Origin of the sequence: Streptomyces sp. ActVer (assembly GCF_027270795.1) — a bacterium.
Lineage (GTDB): Bacteria > Actinomycetota > Actinomycetes > Streptomycetales > Streptomycetaceae > Streptomyces > Streptomyces umbrinus_A.
In genome coordinates, this window is record NZ_JAPWHT010000022.1 from 22,778 (window position 1) to 47,187 (window position 24,410).

Sequence of the window (24,410 nt, forward strand, 5' to 3'; positions counted from 1 at the left end):
TCCGAAAAAAGCGATGAGGGCCCTGCCGACGCGCGTCGGCAGGGCCCTCATCGCTGTTCCCGGTGTCAGCCGGGGGGTGCTGCGTACCGGTGTCGGCTCGCTCCGGCCGTCACAGGCCCAGGGGGGCCGGGGCCGGGCTGCCGAGCAGCGCCGACGCGGTCTGGAGCGGTGTGGCGGCGACCGGGGCGGGCTCGGGCGCGGGACCGGCCTGGCAGGTGAAGCCGAGCCGGGTCATGGCCCGTACGACCTCTCCGCTCGTGAAGTCACGGCGGTCCTGCCGGGTGATGACCTCGCCCACCTGCTTGACGGGGTAGTGGCGGCGGCCGATGATCACGGACTCGCCCGTGATGGCCTCGGGCTTGACGCCCTTCATCGAGTCCAGGACCCCGCTCTTGTCGAGGTCGAACGGGAACCGGGCGATGACGCAGCGCATGATGCCTCACAGGGAAAGGAGGGGTGGGGAGGGAGGAGAAGAAAGACGAGGGGGACCCGGGCCGGCCGGGGGTCGATCGGCGGGAGGGCGCGAGAACGCCGGGCAACGCCCGGCACACTCTCCCACTGCCCGCCGGGAGCGCGTACCGGACGCAGCCCGGACCGCCCTTCCGGCGAGCGACGGGAAGGTGAGAGCAGGACCTAGGCCGCCGCACCGGTGGCGGTCGGGCGCTGGGTCGTGCGGCGGGCCTCGCCGGTGGAGCGGCCCTTGCCGCCCGTACGGCCCCGGCGGCCCCGGGACGAGGAGGAGGCGCCGCGCCGCGGACGGTCCACGACCGGAGCGGTGATGACGACCGGCACGCCCGAGGGAGCCTGGGCGCCCGTGATGCGGCTCAGCTCCGCCTCGCCCGAACGCACTTGAGTGGTCTGCGGGGTGATGCCCGCGGCGGCCATCAGCCGGCTCATCTCACGGCGCTGGTTGGGGGTCACCAGCGTGACGACGCTGCCGGACTCGCCCGCGCGGGCCGTACGGCCTCCGCGGTGCAGGTAGTCCTTGTGGTCGCTGGGCGGGTCGACGTTCACGACCAGGTCGAGGTTGTCGACGTGGATGCCGCGGGCCGCGACGTTGGTCGCCACCAGCACCGTGACGTGCCCGGTCTTGAACTGGGTCAGCGTCCGCGTGCGCTGCGGCTGGGACTTGCCGCCGTGCAGGGCCGCGGCCCGGACACCGCTGTTCAGCAGGTGCTCGGTCAGCCGGTCCACCGCGTGCTTGGTGTCCAGGAACATGAGGACCCGGCCTTCGCGCGCCGCGATCTCGGTGGTCGTCCGGTGCTTGTCCGCGCCGTGCACGTGGAGGACGTGGTGCTCCATCGTGGTGACCGCGCCCTGGGAGGGGTCGACGGAGTGGACCACCGGGTCGGCCAGGTAGCGGCGGACCAGCAGGTCGACGTTGCGGTCGAGCGTGGCCGAGAACAGCATCCGCTGTCCCTCGGGCCGCACCTGGTTGAGCAGTTCGGTGACCTGGGGCATGAAGCCCATGTCGGCCATCTGGTCGGCCTCGTCGAGGACGGTGATGGCGACCTGGTTGAGGCGGCAGTCGCCGCGCTCGATGAGGTCCTTGAGCCGGCCCGGCGTCGCGACGACGACCTCGGCACCGGCACGCAGCGCACCGGCCTGCCGGCCGATCGGCATCCCGCCGACCACGGTGGCGAGCCGCAGCGACACGGAACGGGCGTACGGGGTGAGCGCGTCGGTGACCTGCTGCGCCAGCTCGCGGGTGGGTACGAGGACCAGCGCCAGCGGCTGCCTCGGCTCGGCGCGCAGGCCCGCCGTACGGGCGAGGAGCGCGAGACCGAACGCGAGGGTCTTGCCGGAGCCGGTGCGGCCACGGCCGAGCACGTCACGGCCCGCGAGGGAGTTCGGCAGGGTCGCCGCCTGGATCGGGAACGGCACGGTCACGCCCTCCCGGCCGAGCGCGGCCAGCAGCTGCGCCGGCATGTCGAGCTCGGAGAACGCCTCGACGGCGGGCAGCGCGGGGGTGGTCGTCACCGGCAGTGCGAACTCGCCCTGCGGCGCGGACCTTTGACGGCTGTAGCCCTCGGAGCGGCGCGAGCCACCGGAGTAGCCGCCGCCCCTTCCGGAGCCCGAGCCGCCCGTGCGGGTGGATCCTCCCGAACGGGTGCGGGAGAAGCGGTCGTTCGTGCGTGTGCGGTTCATGCGGAACCTTCCTTGATGTGGCACGTATCAAGGAATTCCCGCAGCAAATGAGCAGCGCAGAGAATTGCAAGAACGAGCCGAGGAGAATGGGGGGCCGAATCGGATCGGCGGGGAATGCTCGCGGGATACGTCGCTGAAGTTCGAGGCGATATTCCGGCGGTGCGGCCGGGTATTCCGTTCGGGAGGGTCCGGCAGTGTGTCAACCGGAGCGTCGGTCCGAGCATTCCCGAGGAGCGGGTGGGAGCGGGTTTTCTGGAAAGCAGCGAGCTGGGGCCCGCACCCCAAGGTGCGGGCCCCAGCTGCGAAGTACGCGTCAGCGTCAGGCGGGAACGATGTTCTCGGCCGTCGGGCCCTTCTGGCCCTGGGCGATGTCGAAGGTGACCTTCTGGCCCTCCTGCAGCTCGCGGAAGCCCTGGGCGGCGATGTTCGAGTAGTGGGCGAAGACGTCGGCGCCGCCGCCGTCCTGCTCGATGAAGCCGAAGCCCTTTTCCGCGTTGAACCACTTCACGGTGCCTGCAGCCATGTCAAATCTCCTTCGGGGGTGCGTCGGAATCCACAACTTGTGAAATCCGAGTCGCTATGATGATCGCCCCGTCTTCAAGATTTCGGGAACCACAACTGCAACTGAGATCGAGAGTAGCACGCTGCGGTCGGGCGTGTGCGGAGGATAATTCTGTTCTGCCTGTCGAGGAAGGAATGTTCATCGCGCGTCGTGTTCATTTCTTACTTCGCGGGCACAGATATTGACGCGCCAGGGGCGCCGGGCCGGGAAGGGCCCGACGCCCCTGGCGTCGATCGGTGTCGGCGGATCGGTGTCGGTCCGCCTGGTGGGTCAGCGCAGCGAGCCGAGCAGGTCGAGGCGCTCGTCGACGCCGTTGCGGAGCTCGCCGAGCGTCGTGCCGGGCGGTGCCACCTTGGGCGTGACGGTCGGCGGCTGGGTCTCGTCCGCGCAGGTCGCGCCCTTGGCCGGGACCTTCAGGTCGACCAGGTAGCCCGTGACCGCGTCCGTCGCGCAGGCGCTCCGGCCGAAGGCGGTGTGGCCCTCCGCCTTGAACGTGAGCAGCGAGGCGTTGTCGAGCTGCCGGGACAGCGCCACCGCGTCCTGGTAGGGGGTGTCCGGGTCGCCGGTGGTGCCGAGGACCAGGATCGGCTTGGAGCCCTTGGCACGGTAGGAGCCGTCGTAGCGGCTGACGCGCTCGCCGGGCCACTGGGTGCAGGCCGTGGCGTGCTGGTGGTCGTACGTCGGCGGGCCGAAGGCCATGGCCGGGCCGAGCAGCGGTGCCGCCTTGGCGTAGGCCGTGACGTTCCGCTTCAGCAGGGCCGGGTCACGCGGGTAGTCCCTGTCGACGCACTCGACGACCACGTTCGGAACCAGGAAGTCGAAACTGCCCGGGGACGGCGGACGCAGCAGGAACGAGGTGTTGTCGCGCTGCTGGGCCTTGCGCAGGGCCTCGCCGAACGCGGGCCAGATGACCTTGCCCTCGTTGATGTTGAACATCAGCCGGTAGACCAGGGTGTAGCCGTTGGCCAGCCCGCCGCTCGCGGTCGGCACCGGGTTGGCGTCCAGGTCGCGCTTGAGCTTCTCGAACGCCGCCCGGGGGTCGCCGTCACCGAACCCGCAGGTGGCCTGGTCGGCCTTGCACCAGTCGAGGAAGCGGCTCATCGCGCCGTCCAGGGCCAGGTACTGGGGCTTGTCGTAGGAGTACGGCTGGTTGGCGTAGTGCACCGGGTCGTACGCCCCGTCGAGCGCCAGGGCGCGCACCCGCTTCGGGAACAGGGCGGCGTAGACCGTACCGATGTACGTGCCGAACGACCGTCCGTAGTAGGTGAGTTGCTCCTCGCCCAGGGCCTGGCGGAGCAGGTCGATGTCACGGGCGACGTACTCGGTGCCCACGAACGGCAGGAGGCCGGCCGACTTGTCCGTGCAGGCCTGGTTGAACTCGGCGGCCTCGCGCAGGGCCGGGCCGAAGGCGTCGGGGCCCGGGGCGCCCTTCGCGTCGGTGACGGCCTTGGTGTACCGCTGGTCGTCCCAGCATTCCAGCGCCGAGCTGCGCGCGACGCCTCGTACGTCGTATCCGAAGACGTCGAACGAGTCGCGCAGGGCGGCCGGCAGGTCGTCGTAGTTGCCGCGGACGAAGTCCACGCCGGAGTTGCCCGGTCCGCCGGGCTGCATGAAGAGCGTGCCCTTGCGCTTCGTCTGGTCGGCGGCCTTCTTGCGGATCACCGCCAGAGTGATCTTGCGGCCCTCGGGTGCCCGGTAGTCCAGCGGCACGTCGGCGTTCGCGCATTCGAAGCCGCCCTGGCAGTCGGTCCAGGAGAGCGACGGCACCGGCGGAGGCGGAAGCGGGACCGTCGAGGCCTTCGCTGTCGCCGCTGTCGTCGGGTCCGCCTGGGCGGCCGTCGCCTGGGCCCCCGACCCGGCGACGACGAGTGCGGTCACCGCGGCCGCGGCGATCCTCAGGCGGGTGAGGCCCTTCCGCGTCCCGGAACCGGACCTGAATCTGAGCCGGTGCGTCGGTCGGCCGTCTCGGCCGGGCGGGACATGATCGTGCGTTGTCACTGCGTGCTTCCCCTCGGGCTGGTGTGACACCAAGAACCCACTGGTCAATGTGAGTTCGGAGAATTTCTAGCTCAACAGGACAGGGAATGGCCAGAAAAGCCGACCATGTCGCCGCCGTTGAGCTGGATCTACACAACCGGTGGTGGGTGCCCCGGTACGGGACGGCACCCTGCGCCGCGCGCCCGGCCCCGGATACGGCAGGGTGAGGGGGTGAGCAGCTCCCTCTTCATCAAGATCTGCGGCCTGAAGACCGAGCGGGACGTCGACACGGCCGTCGAGGCGGGCGCCGACGCGATCGGCTTCGTCTTCTCGGCCAGCCCGCGCCGCATCGACGCGGCCACGGCGGCACGGCTGTGCGCCCGTGTGCCGGAGAACGTCCTGACCGTCGGTGTCTTCCGCGACGAGCCCCTGCGGGACGTACGGTCCCTGGCCACCGACTCGGGTATCCGGGCCGTCCAACTGCACGGCCCCGAGGACCGCGCCTATTACGGCGACCTCGCGACGGGCGGCTGGACGCTGATCCGCGCCGCGGCCTTCGGCGAACCCGCGCCGCGCCACGGGGACATGGGCGAGGACGTCCTCCTCCTCGACGCCCCCGTGCCCGGCTCCGGCGTCGCCTGGGACTGGTCCAGGAAACCCCTGGCCGGACCGGGGGAGAAGTGGCTCCTCGCCGACGGTCTCACCCCGGACAACGTACGCGCGGCCGTCGACGCCACCTCACCCTGGGGCGTCGACGTCTCCAGTGGCGTGGAACGGAGCCGCGGGGTCAAGGACCCCGCCCTCATCACGGCGTTCATCGAGGCCACCCGCAACCGGCCCTGATCACCGCGTTCGTCAGGTCTGCCCGCACCCGGCCCTGAGCCGGGCGGCCTGCGTCCGGTCTTGAACCGCGGTGCCCGCGACGGGCCCTGAACCGCGGTGTCTGCGGCCGGTCCTGACTTGCGGCCCGCGCGACCGGTCCTGAGCCGGGCCGCCCGCACCCGGTTCTGAACCGCGGTGCCCGCGACCAGTCCTGACTCGCGGCGCCTGCGGCCGGTCCTGACCCGGGCCATCCGCGACCGGTCCTGAGTCGCGCGGCCCGCGACCGGTCCTGAGTCGCGCGGCCCGCAGCCGGTCCCGACTCGCGCGGCCCGCAGCCGGTTCTGACTCTTGTCGCGCGCAAGCGGCCCTGAATCGCGGCCTCGCCCGCGTCAGCCCTGCTTGGGTGCGGCCTGCTGGACCACCTCGAAGGTCCACAGGGTCGAGTCCGTCGCGGCGGGCTTCGGCCGCTCGCCGCCGGTGGCGGCCCCGTCGCGGTGTGCGGCCTGACCGCGACCGGACATCCAGTTCTGGAAGTCCTCCTCGGCACGCCAGCGCGTGTAGACGAGGTAGGAGTCGGTGCCCTCCACCGGACGCAGCAGCTCGAACCACTCGAACCCGTCCGAGCTGTCCACCGTCCCGGCACGGGAGGCGAACCGCTTCTCCAGCGTCTCGCGCTGCTCTTCGGGAACCGTGAGTACGTTGATCTTGACGATGCTCATGCCCCCATTCTCCAGCAGCCACCGGGGCGGCCGATGGCGGGCCGCGCCCAGCCCCGGCATTCCTCCCCGGCATCCGCCGACAGCAATCTGACGTCTCGTCAGAAATAAATCGGATGTCTTGACAACCTGATGACAATCCGCCCCGTCTCTATGGCGAGTCGTTGGGCGTACGGGTGAGGCGCCGGGGTTTCCGGCGTCGCGGGACGACTCCTGTCCGAAGGTCCAAGTGTCAGGAGTTCAGGTGGAGTTACGTGCGAGACCCTTTCGTTCCGTCGTGGCGGCAGGGGCCGTTTCGACGGTCCTTCTGCTGGCCGGTGTCCAGGGTGGGACGGCCCAGGCCGCGCCCGCCGGTGACCCGGCCGACGGGCGTTCCGGAAAGGTGGCCGGGGGCGCGAGCGGCGTCGGCAAGGCCAAGAAGGTGAGGACGGTGACGCTGGTCACCGGCGACCGGGTCCGTCTTGACGGCGCCGGCCAGGTCACCGGGGTGGAGCGGGCGAAGGGCCGGGAGCGGGTTCCGTTCTCGGTCCGGGTGGTCGACGGACACACCCAAGTGGTGCCGGGCGACGCGCAGTTGCTGCTCGCGCAGGGCAAGCTGGACACCCGGCTGTTCGACGTGACCCAGTTGCTGGCGGACGGCTACGACGACGCCGGCCGGTCCGACCTGCCGCTGATCGTCACGTTCCGGGGCAAGAAGGCGCCCTCGATGAGCCCGTTCACCGGGGCCGGGGCGCGGATGGGCCGGGCGCTCCCGGTCGTCAACGGCAAGGCGATGCGCTCCGTGAAGCAGCGCGGCGCCGAGTTCTGGAACGCGGTGACCGGCACCGGCACCGATGGCAAGGGCGACGGAGCGACGGAGTTCACCGACTCGACCGCCATCGAGAAACTGTGGCTCGACGGCCGGCGCAAGGCCAGCCTCGACAAGAGCGTCCCGCAGATCGGCGCGCCCACGGCCTGGGCCGCCGGTTTCGACGGCACCGGCACCAAGGTCGCCGTGCTGGACACCGGGATCGACACCACCCACGCCGACCTGGCGAGCCAGGTGATCGAGGAGCGGGACTTCTCCGGCTCCTCCGGCACGGGTGACAAGTTCGGCCACGGCACCCACGTGGCGTCCATCACGGCCGGTACGGGGGCCAGGTCGGACGGCAAGTTCAAGGGCGTCGCCCCGGGGGCGAAGCTCCTGAACGGCAAGGTCCTGGACGACACCGGCTTCGGCTCGGACTCCGGGATCATCGCGGGCATGGAGTGGGCGGTGGCGCAGGGCGCCGATGTCGTCAACCTCAGCCTCGGCGGCGAAGACACGCCCGGCATCGACCCGATGGAGGAGACGGTCAACCGGCTCTCCGCCGAGTCGGACACGCTCTTCGTCATCTCGGCCGGCAACTCCGGCGAGTTCGGCGAGGGGACCGTCGGCTCGCCCGGCAGCGCCGACGCCGCACTCACCGTCGGCGCGGTCGACAAGGCCGACCAACTCGCCGACTTCTCCAGCCGCGGCCCGCGCGTCGGCGACGGTGGGGTCAAGCCCGACCTGACCGCACCCGGTGTCGCCATCACGGCCGCCTCGGCCGCCGGGAGCATCCTGGAGGGCGAGTACCCCTCCGACATACCCGGTTACCTCACGATCGACGGCACCTCCATGGCGTCCCCGCACGTCGCGGGCGCCGCCGCCATCCTCGCCCAGCAGCACCCCGACTGGACCGGTGAGCGTCTCAAGGCGGTTCTGACGGGCTCCGCGAAGCCGGGCTCGTACAGCTCGTTCCAGCAGGGCACCGGCCGTACCGACGTGGTCCGGGCGATGAAGCAGGACGTCGTCACCGAGCAGGGGCCGATCGACTTCGGCAAGCAGCAGTGGCCGCACAACGACGACGCACCGGCGACCAAGAAGCTGACGTACCGCAACCTCGGTACGGAGCCGGTCACCCTGGACCTGTCCGTCGACGCGTTCTCGGTGGACGGCAAGCCCGCGGCCGAGGGCATGTTCGCCGTGTCGCCGCGGCAGCTCACCGTCCCGGCGGGCGGCGAGGCGACCGCCGACGTGACCGCTGACACCCGCGCCGGCAGTGCCGACGGCACCTTCGGCGGCTCGGTGCAGGCCACCTCGGCGGACGGCACGACCCAAGTGCGTTCCGCCGTCGGCGTGGAGCGCGAGGTCGAGTCGTACGACCTGACGGTCAAGCACCTCGACGAGAACGGCGAGCCGATCGGCGACGCCGCCACCCAACTCAGCGCCGTCAACAGCGACTTCTACGCCGACCTCGCCGACGAGCAGGACGGCGAGCTCACCGTACGGGTGCCCAAGGGCGTCTACACCCTGAGCGGCGTGATCCATCCCTCGTACGACGCCGCCACGCGCGCCGTGCTGGTGCAGCCGATGCTGAACGTGGACAAGGACACCACCGTCGCCATCGACGCCCGGCAGGCGCGGCCGGTGGACATCACCGTGCCCGACGCGGCGGCGAAGAACACCGAGGCGACGGTCGTCTACACCTACGACCGGGGTGGTGAACTGGGCCCGGGCAAGCTCCAGTTCCTGGTACCGACCTTCCAGGGCACGCGGTTCGGGCAGCTCGGACCGGACGAGTCCGCGGGCGGCATGTCCGCCGTGTTCGCCGGCGACTGGACCCGCACGGACGACGCGGGCCGGCCGGTCACCTACCACCTGGCCTGGAACCGCGCCGGCCGGCTGGACGGCTTCACCGCCGACATCCGGCAGGACCAGCTCGCCAAGGTCGACGTCCAGGTGGGCGTGCCCGTCGAGGGCAGAGGCGTCCAGTTCGAGGCGTCCGCGCACACACCCGACGGGGGTCTGGTCCTCAGCTACGACGACCTGCGTTCCGACCTGCCGCTGAGCACCACGGAGTACGTCCTCGACAACGGCGTCAAGTGGTCCTTCCGTAGCTGGCAGATGTTCGGCGAGGGCCGCGACAGGGTCTCGGAGAGCTTCCTGATGCGGATGCCGAGGACCTGGCAGGCCGGACGGAGCTACACCGAGCGGTTCAACGTCGGCGTCTTCGGCCCGACCGTGCCCGCCGCGGGTGACCAGGGACCGGAGCGGGGGCTCCCCGGAGTCGTGCGGTACGGGAACGTCATCAGGGCCTTCACGCCGCTGTTCGGCGACGGCTCCGGCCACTGGGGCCTCAGCGACTACACCTCGGTGACGAGCTCGCTCCAGGCCGACGGCAAGGAGATCCCCGACGACTACGGCTACTCGCCGATCGACCTCACCGAGTACACCGTTCCGGCCAAGGACAGCGCGTACAGACTGACCGTGGACGCCTCACGTGATCCCGCGGTGTTCCCGGTCAGCACCCGCGTCCGGACGGAGTGGACCTTCCGCTCCGCCACCACCCCCGAGGACAGCACGACCGCGCTCCCGCTGTCGGTGATCCGCTTCTCCCCCGACCTGACCCTGTCCAGCACGGCGAAGGCGGGCAAGCGGTTCAAGGTCCCCTTCACCGTCGAGGGCGCGGCCGCCGGCAAACGCCCCGCCAAGCTCGCCTTCGAGGTCTCGTACGACGAAGGCACCACCTGGCAGCCCACCAAGACCGTCGGAGGCACCCACCTCTCCCTGAACCACCCGGCGAAGGCAGGCTCGGTCTCACTCCGGGCCAAACTGACGGACCGCGCCGGCAACACCCTGGTCCAGACGATCGAACGGGCCTACAACACGACCCTGTAGCCCCGTAACTGTCTGGATCGTGCACCCGGCCTCGCCCGGGGCGGTGTCACCACCGCCCCGGGCGAGGCTGTTCGTGAGGTGTACGTCGACTGGCGTAAATAAGATGAAATGTGAAAATACAGGGCAGACCCAGAGGTGTGGAGTCTCGGACATCGAGGCGAAGCGTGCCCGCGCGCTGGGAGTCACGCGAGGTGGAGAGCGCAACGAGAGCGAGATGAGTGGTCATGGAGCGGCGTGCCGTCGACGACCAGGAATCGAGTCCGGGCCGCGACGGCGCGGGCGGGGCACGCACGGCGCGCGCCACCGTCGACGAGAACGGCGTCGTGACCGGCTGGAGCGCCGGTGCGGAACGGCTCCTCGGTTACCCGGCGGCGCAGATCCTGGGCCGGGCGGCGGCCTCACTGCTCGCCGAGGAGCCCACGGCGGGGGAGCTGCCGCCCTTCTCGGAGCTGCCGAGGTGGCACGGCACGCTGGTCCTTCGGCACCTTGACGGCCACCACGTGGAGGCCAGGGTTCTCGCACACCGCAGGAGACCGGACGGGGTGCCGGGCGGTGCGCCGGACGGAACACCCCGCGGAACGACCCACGGAACACCGGACCAGGCTTCGGACGGGGTGGCGGACGGTGGGATGCCCGGCTGGCTCCTCGTCTCCCCGGTGGCCGGGGCCGCCCCGGCCCGGCAGGACGACGACGCGCTCGTCAGGCAGGGTTTTCTCGACTCCCCGTGCTGCTCGACCTCCGTGTACGACACGGATCTGCGCTTTCGCCGGTCGACGAAGTCCGGGCGGGGTGTGCTGGGCCTGGGCGACGACGACCTGCGCGGGCTGAGGCTGACGGACGTGCTCGACGATCCGGTGTCGGAGAAGGTCGAGGGGGCGATGCGGAGGGCCCTGGAGACCGGTCAGACGCAGTATCTCGAGAACCACGCGCTCGCCCCCGGAGAGGGCCTCGAACACTCGTGGTCGGTCCACGTCTACCGCCTGGAGGACGCGGACGGCCGCGTCCTGGGCGTGGCGACCACCGGGCACGACATGACGGAGCAGTACTGGGCCCGCAAGCGGCTCCAGCTGATCGCGGAGGCCGGTACCCGGATCGGCAGCACGCTCGACGTGACGCGGACCGCGCAGGAGCTGGCGAACGTGGCGGTTCCGGCGCTCGCCGACTTCGTCAGCGTCGACCTCCTTGCGTCCCTCGACGACCTGCCCGAGCAGCCCCCGGGACCGCTGAGGGCGGGCGACTCCCTCGCGCTGCGGCGCATCGCCCACATGTCCGTGTTTCCGGACGTCCCGGAGGCGGTCGTCGCCCTGGGCGAGGTGGACACGTACCCGGAGGGCTCCCCGCCGGCGGAGAGTCTGCGGACGGGACGGGCCGTGCTGCACCGGGTGAACGAGGAGGCGATCGCCGACTGGGTGGCCGAGGACCCGCGTCGGTCCGCCCGGATCCGCGAGTTCGGCTTCCACTCGGCGATGACCGTGCCCCTGTCGGCGCGCGGCACGACGCTGGGCGTCGTCGCTCTCGCCCGGCACCGGCATCCCGACCCGTTCAAGGCGGACGACCTGGTCCTGGCCGAGGAACTGGCGGCCCGGGCCGCGGTCTGCATCGACAACGCCCTGCGCTACACCCGCGAACGCGCCACGGCCGTCACCCTGCAGCGCAGCCTGCTGCCGCAGAGCCTGCCCGAGCAGGCCGCGGTGGAGGTCGCCTCCCGCTACCTCCCGGCCGGTGCCCGGGCGGGCGTGGGCGGGGACTGGTTCGACGTGATCCCGCTGTCCGGAACCAGGGTGGCGCTGGTCGTCGGCGACGTCGTGGGCCACGGCATCCACGCCTCGGCGACCATGGGCCGGCTGCGTACCGCCGTACGCACGCTCGCGGACATCGACCTGCCTCCCGACGAACTGCTCACCCACCTCGACGACCTGGTCGGCCGCCTCGCCACCGAGACGGAGGACGCGGAGCGGTCCGCCACCGAGGGGGAGAGCCGCGGAGACGTCGGAGCGACCTGTCTGTACGCCGTGTACGACCCGGTCTCCCGCCGGTGCACCCTCGCCCGGGCCGGGCACCCCCCGCCCGCCGTGGTGAGCCCGGACGGCACCGTGGAGCTGCTCGACCTGCCCGCGGGGCCGCCTCTTGGCCTGGGCGGGCTGCCCTTCGAGTCCCTCGACACCGAACTGCCGGAAGGAAGCCTGCTCGCCCTCTACACCGACGGCCTGATCGAGTCCCGCGACAGCGACCTCGACGAGGGCACCTCCCGGCTGAGCCGCGCCCTCGCCGCCCCCGCGGTCTCCCTGGAGGCGCTGTGCGACTCGGTCCTGGCGGCCGTGCTCCCCCGGCGGCCCTCCGACGACGTGGCCCTGCTCATCGCCCGCACCCGGGCGCTCGACACCGACCGGGTCGCCGCCTGGGACATCGACCCCGACCCCGCCGCCGTCGGCGAGGCCCGCAAGAACGCACTCGGCCGACTGGCGGCCTGGGGCCTGTCCGACGCCGCCTTCGTCACCGAGCTGGTCGTCAGTGAACTCGTCACCAACGCCATCCGGCACGCCGCACCGCCCATCCAACTGCGCCTCATCCACGACCGGACCCTCATCTGCGAGGTCTCGGACGCCAGCAGCACCGCACCCCACATGCGCCGCGCCCGTTCGTACGACGAGGGCGGCCGCGGTCTCCTCCTGGTCGCCCAGCTGACCCAGCGCTGGGGCACCCGCCCCACCCCCACGGGCAAGACGATCTGGGCGGAACAGAGCGTGGATGTGGATCCGGATCCGGATACGTCGTTCACGTTCTCGGATCCGGATACGTGAACGACGGGGCCCGACAGGTGCCCGCGTAGGCCTGGACCAATGCCGCCCCGTCCCTCATGATGTCGCTGCCATGACAAACGCCTGCCATGGCGACGGCGTCCCTTGGATGGTGACCGTGCGCGGATCCTTCGTCGGGGTGGCTCTGACCGCCGCACTCCTGCTGGCGCCCCTGACGCCCGGACCGGCGGCCGCGGCCCCGCAGGAGTCCGCCGCCAAGAGTGCTCCCCGCTCCGGGACCGCGACGGCTTCGACGGCCGCCTCGGCCGCCGCCGACTGGACGGCGCCGCTCAGCACGCGAGGCCGCTGGATCGTCGACGCGGACGGCGACCGCTTCAAGCTGCGGTCCGGCAACTGGCATGGCGCCAGCGGCACTTGGAACGGCTCCGGAAGCGTGGACGAGGACGCCAACCACCACGCGGGGGAGAACTCCGGCCGGACACCCCTCGGCCTGGACCGGGCCCCCATGGCCGAGATCATCGCCGGTTTCCAGGAAATCGGGATCAACAGCATCCGGCTGCCCTTCTCCAACGAGATGATCCACGACGGCGTGCCCGTCAAGGACGACGCGGTCGCCGCGAACCCGTCCCTGCGCGGCATGACCCCGCTCCAGGTCTACGACGCGGTGGTACGCGAACTCACCGCCGCAGGCCTCGCCGTGATCCTCAACAACCACACCAACACGACCCGTTGGTGCTGCGGAGTCGACGGCAACGAACGCTGGAACGCGAGCCGGTCCACCGCGACCTGGGAGAACGACTGGCTCCTCATGGCCCGCCGCTACAAGGACAACAAGCGTGTCGTCGGCGCCGACCTCTACAACGAGGTCCGCCGCAACATCTGGGACGACCCCAACTGGGGCCTCGGCGACGACCACGACTGGTTCGCCGCCTCCCAGCGTGTCGGCGACCGCATCCTGACGGAGGCCAACGCGGACCTCCTCGTCATCGTCGAGGGGATCAACTGGACCGGCATCCCCATCGACGGCTTCGCACACGAACGCCCCACCCTGGAGCCCGTACGCCGGCTCTCGCACACCCTCGTCGACTCCGGCAAGCTCGTGTACTCCGCCCACTTCTACGACTACACGGGCCCGAACCACAGCGGCGCCACCGGAACGGGCGAGACCAGCGACCCCCGCTACCGCGACCTGACCCCCGCCGAACTGACCGCCGTACTGAACCGCCAGGCGTTCTACGTCACCGCGGAACAGGACCAGCACTTCACGGCCCCCGTCTGGATCAGCGAGTTCGGCGTCGGCGGCCGCGAGGAGACGGGCGCCAAGCCGCGTGCCTGGTTCGAGAACTTCGTGGACCAACTGATCCGCGCCGACGCCGACTTCGCGTACTGGCCGCTCGTCGGCTGGCACGAGAACCGCAGGGGCAACGGCTGGGCCCTCCTGCACTGGGACTCGTCGGGCCACCGCATGGGCGTGTACGACGGTGACGACTGGCGGGCCGCGGCGTGGACCCGGCTCGTCCGGGCCTCCGGCCGTACGGGCCCTGTCGCCCCCGTGACGGAGTGGTCGATGCTCAGCCCCGACCACGGCGATTTCGTCGCCTCACGACGCATGCGCGCGTTCCCCGACTGGGACTCCGGCGCCCGCAAGGCCGCCTGCCCCGACGGACAGCGCCTCCTCGGCCTCAGCCACACGGGCAACCGGGGCCTGTGCTCGGACGTGACCGCCGGTCCCCTCGGGGCCCCGGCGGGCGGACACGAGGTGGTCAGGGACGAGCGGTACGTCACCCCGGGCGGCGACTGGGCCTCCGGATACACCAAACTCCAGTGCCCCGACGGCCACTTCCTCACCGGCTACAGCGTCCGCGGCTCCGCCGTCTCGGCCGCCCTGTGCGCGGCCGCCCCCGCGGGAAAGCTCGGCACGGCCGGCCGTACGGTCTGGTTCGACCGCGGCGACGACAGGGGCCCGGCCCCCAAGGGCGGCGACTTCGCGAGCGGCCACTACAAGGGCCAGTGCGCGGCCGACGAGTACGCGGCCGGAATCGCCTACACAGGCCGCGTCGGCTCGGCACGGACACCGGACGCGTTGTACTGCCGGAAACTCGCCTGACCGGCGAAAGGGCTCGAAAGCGCTCAACCGACTCAGGTCGGTCAACCCGCCCGCTCGGCCACGGTGTCCCTCCCGTTGCAGATCCTCTGCAGATCCTCTGCAGACCTTCGACGGAAGGGACGTACCGACCAATGAGAGCAACCCGCACCCTGCGCTTCGGACTGGTGGGAGCCGTGGCGCTCACCGCGACATCGCTCATGGCGTCCGCGGTGGCCGCCCCGGCCTCCGCTCCCGCCGCGACAACCGGAGACCACAGTGCGACGCAGGAGGCGATGGACGCCGCCGTGAAGGACGGCGTACCCGGTGTCGCCGGGCAGGCGAAGGACAAGTACGGGATCTGGAAGGGGACTTCGGGCGTCGGCGACCTCAGGACGAAGCAGCCGCGCTCGGCCCACGACCGCTACCGCGTCGGCAGCGTCACCAAGACCTTCGTCGCCACGGTGCTGCTCCAACTGGAGGCGGAGGGCGAGCTGTCCCTGGACGACAAGGTCGACACGTGGCTGCCCGGCGTGGTCCGGGGCAACGGCCACGACGGCCGCCGGATCACTCTCCGCCAACTCCTCAACCACACCAGCGGCATCTTCAACTACCGCGACGACAGCGAGTTCGTACGGAAGTACGGTGTGCGGGACTACGACGGTGCGCGGAGGGCGTCGGCCGGTTCCAGGCGGGCGGCGCGCAGGGACGGGTAGAGGCCGGCGAGCAGGCCGACCAGGGCTCCGGCCAGCGGGGCGCCGAGGGCGAGCCGCAGGTCGAGGACCGGCGTCCAGTCCTTGACGACGGCGACGCACACCACGACGGCGATGCCCAGGGACGCCCCGATGACGCCGCCCAGCAGGCCGATGGTCGTCGACTCCAGGAGGAACTGGCCGGCGACCTGCCGTCGTGACGCGCCCAGCGCCCGTCGTAGCCCGATCTCCCCGACCCGCTCCATCACCGTCACCAGGGTCACGTTGGCGATGCCGATCGCGCCCACCACGAGCGAGACCAGACCGAGGACGAGGAAGAGACCGTTGACGTCGTTCTGGACGCCGTCGCGGGACTTGGACAGATCGGGCGGCGCCACGACGGTGAGCGCGTCCTGGTGCCCGGGCGCCAGGGCGATCGGCGCCTGGCGCGCCACCTGCCGGGCGGCGCCGAGCGAGGTGTTGACCAGGACGCGCGTGACGTCGCGCAGACCGAGCCGGTCCGCGGCGGTCGTGGGCGGGAGCAGTACGGCCGTGGACAGCTGCCGTTCGCGCTTGATGCCGCCGAGGATGCCGATGACCGTGTACGACTGGCCCCGGAAGAAGATCGCCGGGGCGTCCTCCACCCGCCGGATGCCGAGAAGTTCCGCCGCCTGGTCGCCGAGCACCGCCACCTGGTCGTGCCGGGCGATGTCACCCGTGTCGAAGAACCGCCCGGCGGTCATCGCACCCCGTACGGCGTCCGGCAGGCCGGCCGAGGTGGCGACCACACCGAGGGTCTGGCTGGAGGTGTCGCCGGGCGCGGTCACGTCGTTGGAGCGCACCTGGACACTGTTGGTCGTGGCGGAGTCGGCCAGCGCCGCGACCGACTCCACACCGGCCAGCCGCCGGACCGCGCCGGTTCCCGACCAGTCCACCAGGGGGCCGGTGTCGTCCTGGCCGGGAAGAGTCCGCGGCACCGTCACGGTCACCGAGGTCGCGGTGAGTGCGTCGAACCGGCCGACGATCTGGTTGCCCGCGGTGGAGGCCACGCCGATCGTGATGACGAGCGTGGTGATCCCGAGCACGGTGCCGAGCGTGGTCAGCGCGGACCGCACCGGCCGGGCGAGAACGCCGGCGAGGGCTTCCGTCCACAGGTCCCGGGGGTCCAGCCAGGGCCGCCCGACCCGCGTCGACCGGGCGGACCGGGCGGACCGGGTGGAGCGGGCGGGGAGGATGGACCGGATGGACCTGGCCGACCCGCGCCTTCTTTTCTTCCTGGTCTTCCTGGTCTGCCTGGTCTGCCTTGTCTTGTTCGGCTCCCTTGTCTCCGTGGGCATCACCCGGCCTCGGCCTCCGTGGTGAGGCGGCCGTCGGTGATCCGGACGCGTCGGCCTGCCCGGCGGCTGACCGCCTCGTCATGCGTGATGACGAGCAGGGTGATGCCCTGGGCGCACAACTCCTCGAACAGTTCCAGCACGGAGACCGTGTTCTCGCTGTCCAGGTTGCCGGTCGGCTCGTCGCAGAGCAGCAGCGCCGGATCACCGAGCAACGCCCGTGCGATGGCGACGCGTTGGCGCTCACCGCCGGACAACCGGTCGGGCCGGAAGCCCGTACGGTGACCGAGCCCCACCCGCTCCAGTGCCTCACGGGCCCGGGTGCGCCGGCTGTCGCGCCCGCGACCGGGGCGCGGCCTGCGATAGGCCTCCGCCAGCATCACGTTCTCGTCCACCGTCCGGTACGGCAGCAGATGGAATGCCTGGAACACGAACCCGATCCGGCTGCCGCGCAGCGCGGTGCGTTCGAGGTCGCCGAGCCCGGTGGTCTCCACCCCGTCCAGCCGGTACGAGCCCGAAGTGGGCCGGTCCAGCAGGCCGAGGGTGTTGAGCAGTGTCGACTTGCCGGAGCCGGACGGCCCGACGATGGCCAGGTGCTCCCCGCGCCGCACGGTCAGATTCACTTCGCGCAGCGCGTGCACGGGCGGCTCGGAATCGAAGGTCCGCCGCACGTCGGTGAGTTCGATGACGGCGGAGGCATCGGACGAGTCGGCCGCATGGGACGAGTCGGCCGCATCGGAGGAGGCCAGGCAGGGGCCAGGGGCGTAGGAGGGACCGAGAGTCACTTGCCCACCACCACCTTGTCGCCCTGCTCGAGTGTGCCGTCGGCCGGCTTCACCTCTACGAGGCCGGCCGCGGAGAGCCCGACGGTCACGGAGACATCGCGCACCCCGCCGTCGCGCTCGACCTGCACCCGGGCCTTCCCGTCGGCCGAGGTACGGATCGCGGCGAGCGGCACTGTCAGCACCTTGCCGTCCGAAGCGCCGACCCCGATGGTCACCTTCACCGAGGCCTCGGCCTGCCCGGCCAGCGGGCCGGGATCGGGGATGGAGATCCGCAACTGGACCGGACCCGGCGTGCCCGCCCCGGCAGCGCCGTCCGTACCGGACGTGTCGGCCGCATTGGCGTCGGCGGCGCCGCCGGGCGCGTCCGAGGCATCCGCGCCGCTGCCCTCCGATGCCGCACCGGTGGCCGCCTCGCCGTCGCCGCCCGTCGTACCGGACGACGCGGCGGCGGAACCGATCGCCTCCACCTTGCCCTTCACCTTCTCCCCGCCCGTTGTCGTCACCTCGACGGGCATACCGCGCCTCAGCAGTTCGGCGTCCTCACCCGGCACGGCCGCCTCCACGAGCAGCTCGGAGCCGGTCACGGTGCCGACCGGGCCCGAGGGGGCGTCGCCGGTCTTCACGGTCACCTTGTCCAGCCGTACGGGCAGCTCCGGGAAGAAGACGACCTCGCCGGCCGGGACCTTCGTCCCGTACGTGGCCTGGAAGCTGCTGAGGGCGCTGTTCGCCATGTCCAGGGACTTCTGCGCGGACCTGAGCCGTATCGCCTGGACCTGCTGGTCGGTGCTGGACTGCGCGTCCGTACGAGTCCCCGCGCTCGTCTCGGTACCGGTCTTGGCACCAGTGCCCGCACCCGTCTCCGTACCGGTGTTCGCCTTCCCGCCCGTCCCCGTCCCCGCTCCGGTGCCGGAGCCGTCGCCGGTGTCGGCATCCTCGCCGGCGTTCCCACCGCGCGTCGTGAGCAGCGCCTCCTGCGCGCTGGACACCGCCTGCTGGAGCTGGCCCAGTTGCTGCTGGTCCTCCGCGCTCGGCTGCTGGGCCTCGTACCCCTTGTTCCGGTACCAGTTGGTGACCGCCGTGGCCGTGGCCCGGCCGAACGTGCCGCCGGCCGATCCGGGATCGAACCCGAGTCGCCGCAACGCCTTCTGGAGCTGCTTCACGTCGTCACCGGTGGCTCCGGGGCCCATCGCGCGGTACATCGGTACGGATCCGGCGAGCGCGAGCACCGGGCGGCCGTTGACCGTCATCAGTACGTCGCCCTCCTTGACCTTCGTACCGGCGACCGGTGCCTTGGTGACCCGCTGCTCCGCGCCCTCGCCGGCCGGGCTCGTGACCGCCCCGGTGCCGACGGAGCCGGCCAGCGAGAGCGGCCGGGGCGAGGTGAACGCCACCGTCCCGGTCGCCACCACGGTCGCGGTGAGCGACCGCCGCTCCACCTCCACGGTCACCGGGCCGGCCTTCGGCGCTCGGTGCGACGCGGCGGCGTCGGCGGGCGAGCGCACCTGCGTACCGGCGAACCAGCCCCCGGCGCCGACCAGCACCACCGCGCCGACCAGGGCGCCCAGCTGTCGGCGGCTGCCGAGCCGCTTCACGCGCCGTCACCCCAGTACGGGTTGGCCTTCTCCTTGGGGAAGTACGCCGCGCGGAACTTCTTGCCGCACTCCAGGTCCTTCAGAGCGATGTCGATGTCCGCGGTGAGCAGCGGCATCGCCTGCTCCTTGGTCCACTTGCTCCTGTCCTCCGGGAGCTTGTTGGTGAGGTCGACCCGCACCATGTAGGCCATGCCGGTCGGCTGGGTGGTGGAGACCGGGATGCCCTGCGCCTTCAGACAGGTGGCGTACTGCTGGGCGAGCTGCACCAGTTGGGTGTCGCCGTTGAGCGCCAGCCCGTTCTGGCGGTTCTCCTCGGTCCTGGCGTTCTGCTTCTTCTTCTCCGCCGCGGCGCTCAACGGAGGCCCGTACGCCGCGGTGTTCCCCTCAAGGGTGCAGCCGGCGTCCTTCTCCTCTCCCTTGCTCTTGGCCGCGGGACCGTACAGCGCGGCCTCGTACGCCTTCATCTGTGCCGGGGTCAGTCCCTTGGTGTCGTCGTCCACGGGGTCGAGGGTCTTTCCGCCGACCTTGCCGCCCGCGTTGCTGAAGGGGACGTTCGGGTCGTCGGGGTAGGCGGCCGCAGCGTAGGTCCCGAAGCCGTACTTCTGGCGGTACTTCTTCGCCGCCGCGTAGTCCTCGCCGTCACCGTCGGTGTTGACGTCGGCCGGGGGTGTCTCTGACGCGTGCGGTGTGTAGGTGAACCCCTCCTTCTTCATGCAGGCCGCGATGGCGTTCTCCCGGATGTACTCCTTCTTGGCTTCGGCGTTCACGCCCTCCGGGATGTTGAGCTGCACGGCACCGTCGACGTTCTTCGTGCCGCCGCCCGCCGCGGAACTCCCGCCGCTCTTGCCGTCCTCGTCGCCCGAACCGCCGCCGCAGGCGGCCAGCAGGGGGAGCATGCCGACCGCGAGGGCCGTGATCAGGGAACTGCGCAGGGTGTTTTTGGGCATGCCCATGACACCTCTCCATTCAGGTCGGGTTGTGTTCTTGCCGGGTCTGGTTGTGTTCTTGCCCGTCGGTTACGGACCTGTCAGCCGCCGGTCTCCTTGACGGCGTCGAAGAGCCGGGGGTCGGTGGCCAGCCGGTACAGCGTCTGGCGGACCGAATCCGTGTACTCCCGGCCGTGCCTGCGGTTCTCGCCGGTCTCGCTCGCGATCGCCTGCACGGTCCATCCGCCCGAGGTCACGTAGGCGACGCCCATCGCGTAGTCGTCGCTCGCGTCGCTCTTCGGTCCGGGCAGCTCCTGCTGGCGCACGAAGTACTCCAGCAGGTTGTCTCCCTCTTTCCTCGGGACGACCGCGCACTTCGTCAGCCGGCCGCCCCACGGGGTCGTGAGTGTGCGGCCGACACCGTCCCGGCACCCCACGGGGCCCGACGGAAGCAGGGACTGACCGGTTGTGGACCGCTCGACCGACACGTACAGATAGCTCGGACGACCGGACGTGTCGACCCAGCGGAAGTAGCGCCGCTCCCCGTCCGGACGCTTCGGATCCGCCGGCTCGACCGTGCCGGACTTCGCCGTGACGACCGACCGCAGCAGCCCCAGCGAGGGGTACCAGACCGACGGCTCCGCGGCCGGCGGCGAGGGCGAGCGCTCCTCCACCGTCGACGGGAGCACCGCGTACCCCCCGACGACCATGGCGGCGACCGTCGCCACGGTGCTCAGCGCCACCCCGATCCGGCGCCGACGGCGGATCCGCCTGCCCCGCGCGGTCGCGCCCGGCACCAGATCCGGCATCGGCGGCTCCGCATCAGGACTCAGCCTGCCCAACGCGTCGACGAGGGCGAACTCGTACGCGTCCCCGCCCCCGTTCCCGCGCCCGCCGGCGCCGGACTCCTCAGCCATGTTCACCACCCCGCCCTCAGATATCCGCTGCCCGAGTCCATACCTGCACCGCCACCGCCACCGCTACCGCGACCGCCGCCACCGTTCCCGGGCGGCGACGGCGCAAGCGGCGTGTCGCCCAGGATCCGGCGCAGCGCGGCCAGCCCCCGGGAGGTCTGGCTCTTCACCGTGCCGACACTGCAGCCCAGCGCCGCCGCGGTCGCCTCCACGCTCTGGTCCTCCCAGAAACGCAGCACCAGCACCGCCCGGCTGCGCGCGGGCACCTGCCGCAACGCGGCCAGCAGCGTCAGCCGCAGCTCCGGGTCCTGCGCCGGGGCCGCCAGGTCGAACTCGTAGGCTCTCGGCCGCTCCCACCAGCGCCGGCGCCGCGTCTCGTCCACGAAGGTCCGGAACAGCACCTTGCGGGCGTAGCTGTCGGGAGTGTCGAGCCGCACCCGCCGCCACGCCGCGTAGAGCTTCGCGAGCGCCGTCTGCGTCAGGTCCTCGGCCAAGTGCCAGTCACCGCACAGCAGATACGCCGTACGGCGCAGCTGCGCCTGGCGGCTGCGCGCGAACTCGTCGAAGTCGAGCCCGACTTCGACGGCGCCGCCGGTGTCGGAGACGTCCTGTTCGTCCGGTGTCCGGATCACAGGCCCCCTCCGCCCGGCACCGCAGCGGTGCGCGGTGAGAAGTGCTTCATGCCGTACTTACGGACCGGGCGGCCCGGGAGGTTGTCACGGATCCGAGAAAGTTTCGCGAACTCGCGAACTCGCGAACTCCCGAACTCGGCGCGTGCGTTCAGGTGCGGCCCTTCGCCGCGTCGTAGTTCTCCCGCGCCTTCTCCACCTGGTCCATCCGGTCGTTGGTCCACAGCGCCGGCGCGTGGATCTGTACGGCCGCCTCGTGCCCCAGCTCCGTCAGGGGGTACTCGACGTGGGGCGGGACCACCGGCTCGGCGTCGCGGTTCACCATCCCGTCCCGCTCAAGACTCTGCAGGGTCTACGCCGGCATCTTCTCGGTCACCGGGCCGACGGATTCGGTGGAGTCGATCGACCGGCGCAGTTCGGCGAAGCGGTGCGAACGCTCCTGGAGCCGGATCAGCACGAGGACGCCCCAGCGGCTGGTGACGTGCTCCATGGTCAGGCGCTGGGGGCACAGTTGTCCGGTACTCGCGGCCATCTCAGAACCGTACTTCAGAGTACGTAGTCACGCTGAGTGACTGAAGCTCCTGGGTGATCGCGTCGCTCGGCTCCTCCGGGGCGTCGTTCCTCTCCGTCGACGACACGATCACGCGGTGGGTCATGAGCGCCTCCCGGGATCTCACGGGCGTCTGACCGCTCGGCGGCATCGGCGGCATCGGCGGCGTGGGGGGCCCTGTCGGGCCCCGGCACGATGCGGCCTGCCACGGGGGCGGGCCCGGGGGCAGCCTGGAGGCATCACTCGCCTCGTCCTCTACGCCGATCGGCCCAGCGTGATGAGCGCGATCACCCGCCTGAAGGACATCGTCGGGAACGAGGCCCAGGCATGAACGAGGCCCGGGCGTGGACGAGTGCCCGGGCACAGAGGAGTGGCACCCCATGGAAATCCTCAAGAAGCAGGCCACCGTGAAGGCGCCCGCCGATTGGTTCACGGGTGACGTCTGGTTCGACGTCATCCTCGCCGGCCAGGAGCCGTCCCGGATGCGCGACAACATGGTGCGTTTCTCGCCGTGTGCCCGTACCGACTGGCACTCCCACGCCCTGGGCCAGACCCTGCACATCGTCTCGGGCGTCGCCCTGGTCGGCACCCGCGACGGCACCGTCATCGAGGCCCACCCCGGCGACACGATCCACACCCCGCCCGGCGAGGAGCACTGGCACGGCGCCGCCGCCGAGCACTTCATGACCCACCTCGCGATGTGGGAGGGCCCCGGCCCGGACGGCGGCCCCGAGACCACCTGGCTGGAGAAGGTCGACGACGCCGAGTACGGCGCACCGCGCAGCAGCACCCGCTGAACCCCGCGCAGCGACACCGGCCGAACCCCGAGCTGCGGCACCGCCGAACCAAGACACTCGATCGGAATGCACTCATGCGAGCAACACTGATCTACGGCGCCACCGACGTCGTCGTCGAGCGCGGCGAGGAGGGCATCGAGCGCGTACGGGAACTGACCGGCGGCGACGGCACGCACACCGTCCTGGAGTGCGTCGGCACGCACACCGTCCTGGAGTGCGTCGGCACGCTGCCCGCCCTGCGGATGTCGGTCGGCGCGGTCCGCGCGGGCGGCACCATCAGCCGCGTCGGCGCACCTCAGTACCCCGAAGTCCCTTTCGGCTTCCCGGAGTTCGCGAGGAACCGCACCCTCACCGGCGGGATGGCCCCGGCCCGCGCGTACATCGAGGAGCTGCTCCCCGATGTGCTGGAGGGCCGGATCGAGCCGGGCCGCGTCTTCGACCGTACGGTCGACATGGACGGCGTACCGGATGGCTATCGCGCGATGGCGGACCGCGAGGCGCTGAAGGTCCTGGTCAAGCCGTGAGCCGACGGCTGATGCGGGTGCGTCAGTGACGCCGGGGCGCCCGCCCGGCGGCCTCGGCGCCGGCCTCGGCCTTGGCCGGCTCCCGGTCCCGATCCCCGTCCCGGTCGAGCCGGACCATCACGTCGTACTCCGGAGTGCCGGGGACGGCGTGGTACGCCACCAGACGCTGGCCCGAGCCGCCGTCCAGCTGGAGGGAGTGGTAGCCGAGGGTGAAGGTGCCGGCGTCGGGGTGGTGGAAGGTCTTCCGGCCGTGGCTGTGGCCCGTGACGTCGTAGTGCTCCCAGAGGGCGGCGAAGTCCGGGCTCTTCGCGAGCAGTTCGTCGACCAGCCCGACGAGGTCGGGGGCGTCCGGTTCGACGCCGGCCAGGGTACGGAGGCGGGCGACGCAGCCGCGGATCTGGTTCTCCCAGTCCTCGAAGAGGACGCGGGCGGTCGGGTGGAGGAAGACGTACCGCACGATGTTGCGCCGCCCCTCCGGCCAGTCCGCGAGCCCGGCCATCAGCCGCAGCCCGCCGGGATTGGCGGCGAGTACGTCCATGGTGCGGCTGACGACGTGGGCGGGGTTGGGGCGCAGGCTCTCCAGGAGCAGTTCCATGCCGGGGTCCACGCTCGTGGCGGGTGGTTCCCCGGCCGTCCGGAACGGGGCGGCACCGCGGGCGGCGCAGGCGGCGAGGTCGCGCAGGTGCCGGCGCTCGGGTTCCTCCAGCAGCAGCGCGGTGGCGAGGGCGTCGACGACGGACGGGCTGGGGTTGGTCTCCCTGCCGCGTTCCATCCGCGTGTAGTAGTCGATGCTGACCCCGGCGAGGGTCGCCAGCTCCTCGCGGCGCAGACCGGGCGTCCGGCGCAGCCCGGGTCCGGCCGGGAGCCCGACGTCGGCGGGTGTGACCCGGGCCCGCCGGGCCTTGAGGAACCGCCCCA

18 protein-coding genes and 3 pseudogenes are annotated in these 24,410 nt (G+C 71.5%); 7 read left to right on the forward strand and 14 right to left on the reverse strand.

Features of this window, described 5'->3' with window-relative positions; genetic code table 11:
* Positions 1-109: 109 nt before the first annotated feature.
* The 4 genes from O3Q52_RS06175 to O3Q52_RS06190 form a co-directional block, all read right to left on the reverse strand.
* On the reverse strand, positions 110-433 hold the full coding sequence (locus tag O3Q52_RS06175) for an SCO5918 family protein (RefSeq protein ID WP_055618089.1): 324 nt from the start codon (positions 431-433) through the stop codon (positions 110-112).
* Between the two features lie 200 nt (positions 434-633).
* Positions 634-2,148, reverse strand: a complete 1,515-nt coding sequence (locus O3Q52_RS06180; RefSeq protein WP_269647775.1) for a DEAD/DEAH box helicase — start codon at positions 2,146-2,148, stop codon at positions 634-636.
* 319 nt (positions 2,149-2,467) lie between these two features.
* Entirely contained in the window at positions 2,468-2,671 is a 204-nt protein-coding gene (locus O3Q52_RS06185; RefSeq protein ID WP_055611897.1) for a cold-shock protein, read from the reverse strand.
* Positions 2,672-2,980: 309 nt separating this feature from the next.
* Positions 2,981-4,588, reverse strand: coding sequence for an alpha/beta hydrolase (locus O3Q52_RS06190; protein ID WP_269647776.1), 1,608 nt, complete (start codon positions 4,586-4,588; stop codon positions 2,981-2,983).
* Positions 4,589-4,918: 330 nt separating this feature from the next.
* Here O3Q52_RS06190 and O3Q52_RS06195 point away from each other — a divergent pair, with 330 nt between their 5' ends.
* The gene (locus tag O3Q52_RS06195; RefSeq protein WP_269647777.1) at positions 4,919-5,530 is read left to right on the forward strand and encodes a phosphoribosylanthranilate isomerase; all 612 of its coding nucleotides are present in this window, start codon (positions 4,919-4,921) and stop codon (positions 5,528-5,530) included.
* A 368-nt stretch (positions 5,531-5,898) separates the two neighbouring features.
* On the opposite strand, the gene O3Q52_RS06200 is transcribed toward O3Q52_RS06195, so the two are convergent.
* On the reverse strand, positions 5,899-6,228 hold the full coding sequence (locus O3Q52_RS06200) for an antibiotic biosynthesis monooxygenase (protein ID WP_269647778.1): 330 nt from the start codon (positions 6,226-6,228) through the stop codon (positions 5,899-5,901).
* A 274-nt stretch (positions 6,229-6,502) separates the two neighbouring features.
* Here O3Q52_RS06200 and O3Q52_RS06205 point away from each other — a divergent pair, with 274 nt between their 5' ends.
* From O3Q52_RS06205 to O3Q52_RS06220, 4 genes and pseudogenes are all read left to right on the forward strand, one after another.
* Positions 6,503-9,907: a S8 family serine peptidase gene (locus tag O3Q52_RS06205; RefSeq protein WP_269647779.1), complete on the forward strand. Its 3,405-nt coding sequence runs from the start codon at positions 6,503-6,505 to the stop codon at positions 9,905-9,907.
* A 224-nt stretch (positions 9,908-10,131) separates the two neighbouring features.
* Complete coding sequence (locus tag O3Q52_RS06210; protein ID WP_269647780.1) at positions 10,132-12,708, forward strand: SpoIIE family protein phosphatase; 2,577 nt, start codon at positions 10,132-10,134, stop codon at positions 12,706-12,708.
* A gap of 106 nt (positions 12,709-12,814) precedes the next feature.
* Positions 12,815-14,773: a glycoside hydrolase family 5 protein gene (locus O3Q52_RS06215; RefSeq protein WP_269647781.1), complete on the forward strand. Its 1,959-nt coding sequence runs from the start codon at positions 12,815-12,817 to the stop codon at positions 14,771-14,773.
* A gap of 131 nt (positions 14,774-14,904) precedes the next feature.
* A pseudogene (locus O3Q52_RS06220) lies at positions 14,905-15,390 on the forward strand (serine hydrolase domain-containing protein); the annotation flags it as partial.
* Positions 15,391-15,404: 14 nt separating this feature from the next.
* On the opposite strand, the gene O3Q52_RS06225 reads toward O3Q52_RS06220, so the two are convergent.
* The 8 genes and pseudogenes from O3Q52_RS06225 to O3Q52_RS06260 all read right to left on the reverse strand — a co-directional run bounded on the left by O3Q52_RS06225 (position 15,405) and on the right by O3Q52_RS06260 (position 22,277).
* Entirely contained in the window at positions 15,405-16,778 is a 1,374-nt protein-coding gene (locus O3Q52_RS06225) for an ABC transporter permease (RefSeq protein ID WP_269647782.1), read from the reverse strand.
* A complete protein-coding gene (locus tag O3Q52_RS06230) occupies positions 16,778-17,461 on the reverse strand; it encodes an ABC transporter ATP-binding protein (RefSeq protein ID WP_269647791.1) in 684 nt (227 codons plus the stop codon). Before O3Q52_RS06230 ends, O3Q52_RS06225 begins: the two co-directional genes overlap by 1 nt.
* Before the next feature lie 95 nt (positions 17,462-17,556).
* Positions 17,557-19,152 (reverse strand): peptidoglycan-binding protein, encoded by a 1,596-nt coding sequence (locus tag O3Q52_RS06235; protein WP_269647783.1) that lies wholly within the window; start codon positions 19,150-19,152, stop codon positions 17,557-17,559.
* Entirely contained in the window at positions 19,149-20,105 is a 957-nt protein-coding gene (locus O3Q52_RS06240; RefSeq protein ID WP_269647785.1) for a hypothetical protein, read from the reverse strand. Before O3Q52_RS06240 ends, O3Q52_RS06235 begins: the two co-directional genes overlap by 4 nt.
* A gap of 74 nt (positions 20,106-20,179) precedes the next feature.
* A complete protein-coding gene (locus O3Q52_RS06245; protein ID WP_269647786.1) occupies positions 20,180-20,995 on the reverse strand; it encodes a hypothetical protein in 816 nt (271 codons plus the stop codon).
* A 2-nt stretch (positions 20,996-20,997) separates the two neighbouring features.
* A complete protein-coding gene (locus O3Q52_RS06250; protein ID WP_269647792.1) occupies positions 20,998-21,621 on the reverse strand; it encodes a SigE family RNA polymerase sigma factor in 624 nt (207 codons plus the stop codon).
* Positions 21,622-21,772: 151 nt separating this feature from the next.
* A pseudogene (locus tag O3Q52_RS06255) lies at positions 21,773-22,153 on the reverse strand (winged helix-turn-helix transcriptional regulator).
* A gap of 1 nt (position 22,154) precedes the next feature.
* Entirely contained in the window at positions 22,155-22,277 is a 123-nt protein-coding gene (locus O3Q52_RS06260) for a hypothetical protein (protein ID WP_269647787.1), read from the reverse strand.
* A gap of 274 nt (positions 22,278-22,551) precedes the next feature.
* Between O3Q52_RS06260 and O3Q52_RS06265 the strand changes: the two genes are divergently transcribed.
* Both O3Q52_RS06265 and O3Q52_RS06270 read left to right on the forward strand, forming a co-directional pair.
* Positions 22,552-22,968 carry a cupin domain-containing protein gene (locus tag O3Q52_RS06265; RefSeq protein WP_269647788.1) on the forward strand — a complete coding sequence of 139 codons (417 nt, stop codon included), beginning with the start codon at positions 22,552-22,554 and terminating at the stop codon, positions 22,966-22,968.
* A gap of 92 nt (positions 22,969-23,060) precedes the next feature.
* A pseudogene (locus O3Q52_RS06270) lies at positions 23,061-23,492 on the forward strand (IMP dehydrogenase); the annotation flags it as partial.
* Positions 23,493-23,514: 22 nt separating this feature from the next.
* Here O3Q52_RS06270 and O3Q52_RS06275 read toward each other — a convergent pair.
* Positions 23,515-24,410, reverse strand: an 896-nt coding sequence (locus O3Q52_RS06275; protein WP_269647789.1) for a helix-turn-helix transcriptional regulator, incomplete at its 5' end; no start/stop codon positions are given.

Excerpts from the sequence above, each read along its gene's own strand:
- O3Q52_RS06175 (WP_055618089.1), bottom strand. The coding sequence starts at position 433 with ATGCGCTGCGTCATCGCCCGGTTCCCGTTCGACCTCGACAAGAGCGGG.
- O3Q52_RS06180 (WP_269647775.1), bottom strand. The coding sequence starts at position 2,148 with ATGAACCGCACACGCACGAACGACCGCTTCTCCCGCACCCGTTCGGGA.
- O3Q52_RS06185 (WP_055611897.1), bottom strand. The coding sequence starts at position 2,671 with ATGGCTGCAGGCACCGTGAAGTGGTTCAACGCGGAAAAGGGCTTCGGC.
- O3Q52_RS06200 (WP_269647778.1), bottom strand. The coding sequence starts at position 6,228 with ATGAGCATCGTCAAGATCAACGTACTCACGGTTCCCGAAGAGCAGCGC.
- O3Q52_RS06210 (WP_269647780.1), top strand. The coding sequence starts at position 10,132 with ATGGAGCGGCGTGCCGTCGACGACCAGGAATCGAGTCCGGGCCGCGAC.
- O3Q52_RS06215 (WP_269647781.1), top strand. The coding sequence starts at position 12,815 with ATGGTGACCGTGCGCGGATCCTTCGTCGGGGTGGCTCTGACCGCCGCA.
- O3Q52_RS06225 (WP_269647782.1), bottom strand. The coding sequence starts at position 16,778 with ATGCCCACGGAGACAAGGGAGCCGAACAAGACAAGGCAGACCAGGCAG.
- O3Q52_RS06240 (WP_269647785.1), bottom strand. The coding sequence starts at position 20,105 with ATGGGCATGCCCAAAAACACCCTGCGCAGTTCCCTGATCACGGCCCTC.
- O3Q52_RS06245 (WP_269647786.1), bottom strand. The coding sequence starts at position 20,995 with ATGGCTGAGGAGTCCGGCGCCGGCGGGCGCGGGAACGGGGGCGGGGAC.
- O3Q52_RS06260 (WP_269647787.1), bottom strand. The coding sequence starts at position 22,277 with ATGACCCACCGCGTGATCGTGTCGTCGACGGAGAGGAACGACGCCCCG.
- O3Q52_RS06265 (WP_269647788.1), top strand. The coding sequence starts at position 22,552 with ATGGAAATCCTCAAGAAGCAGGCCACCGTGAAGGCGCCCGCCGATTGG.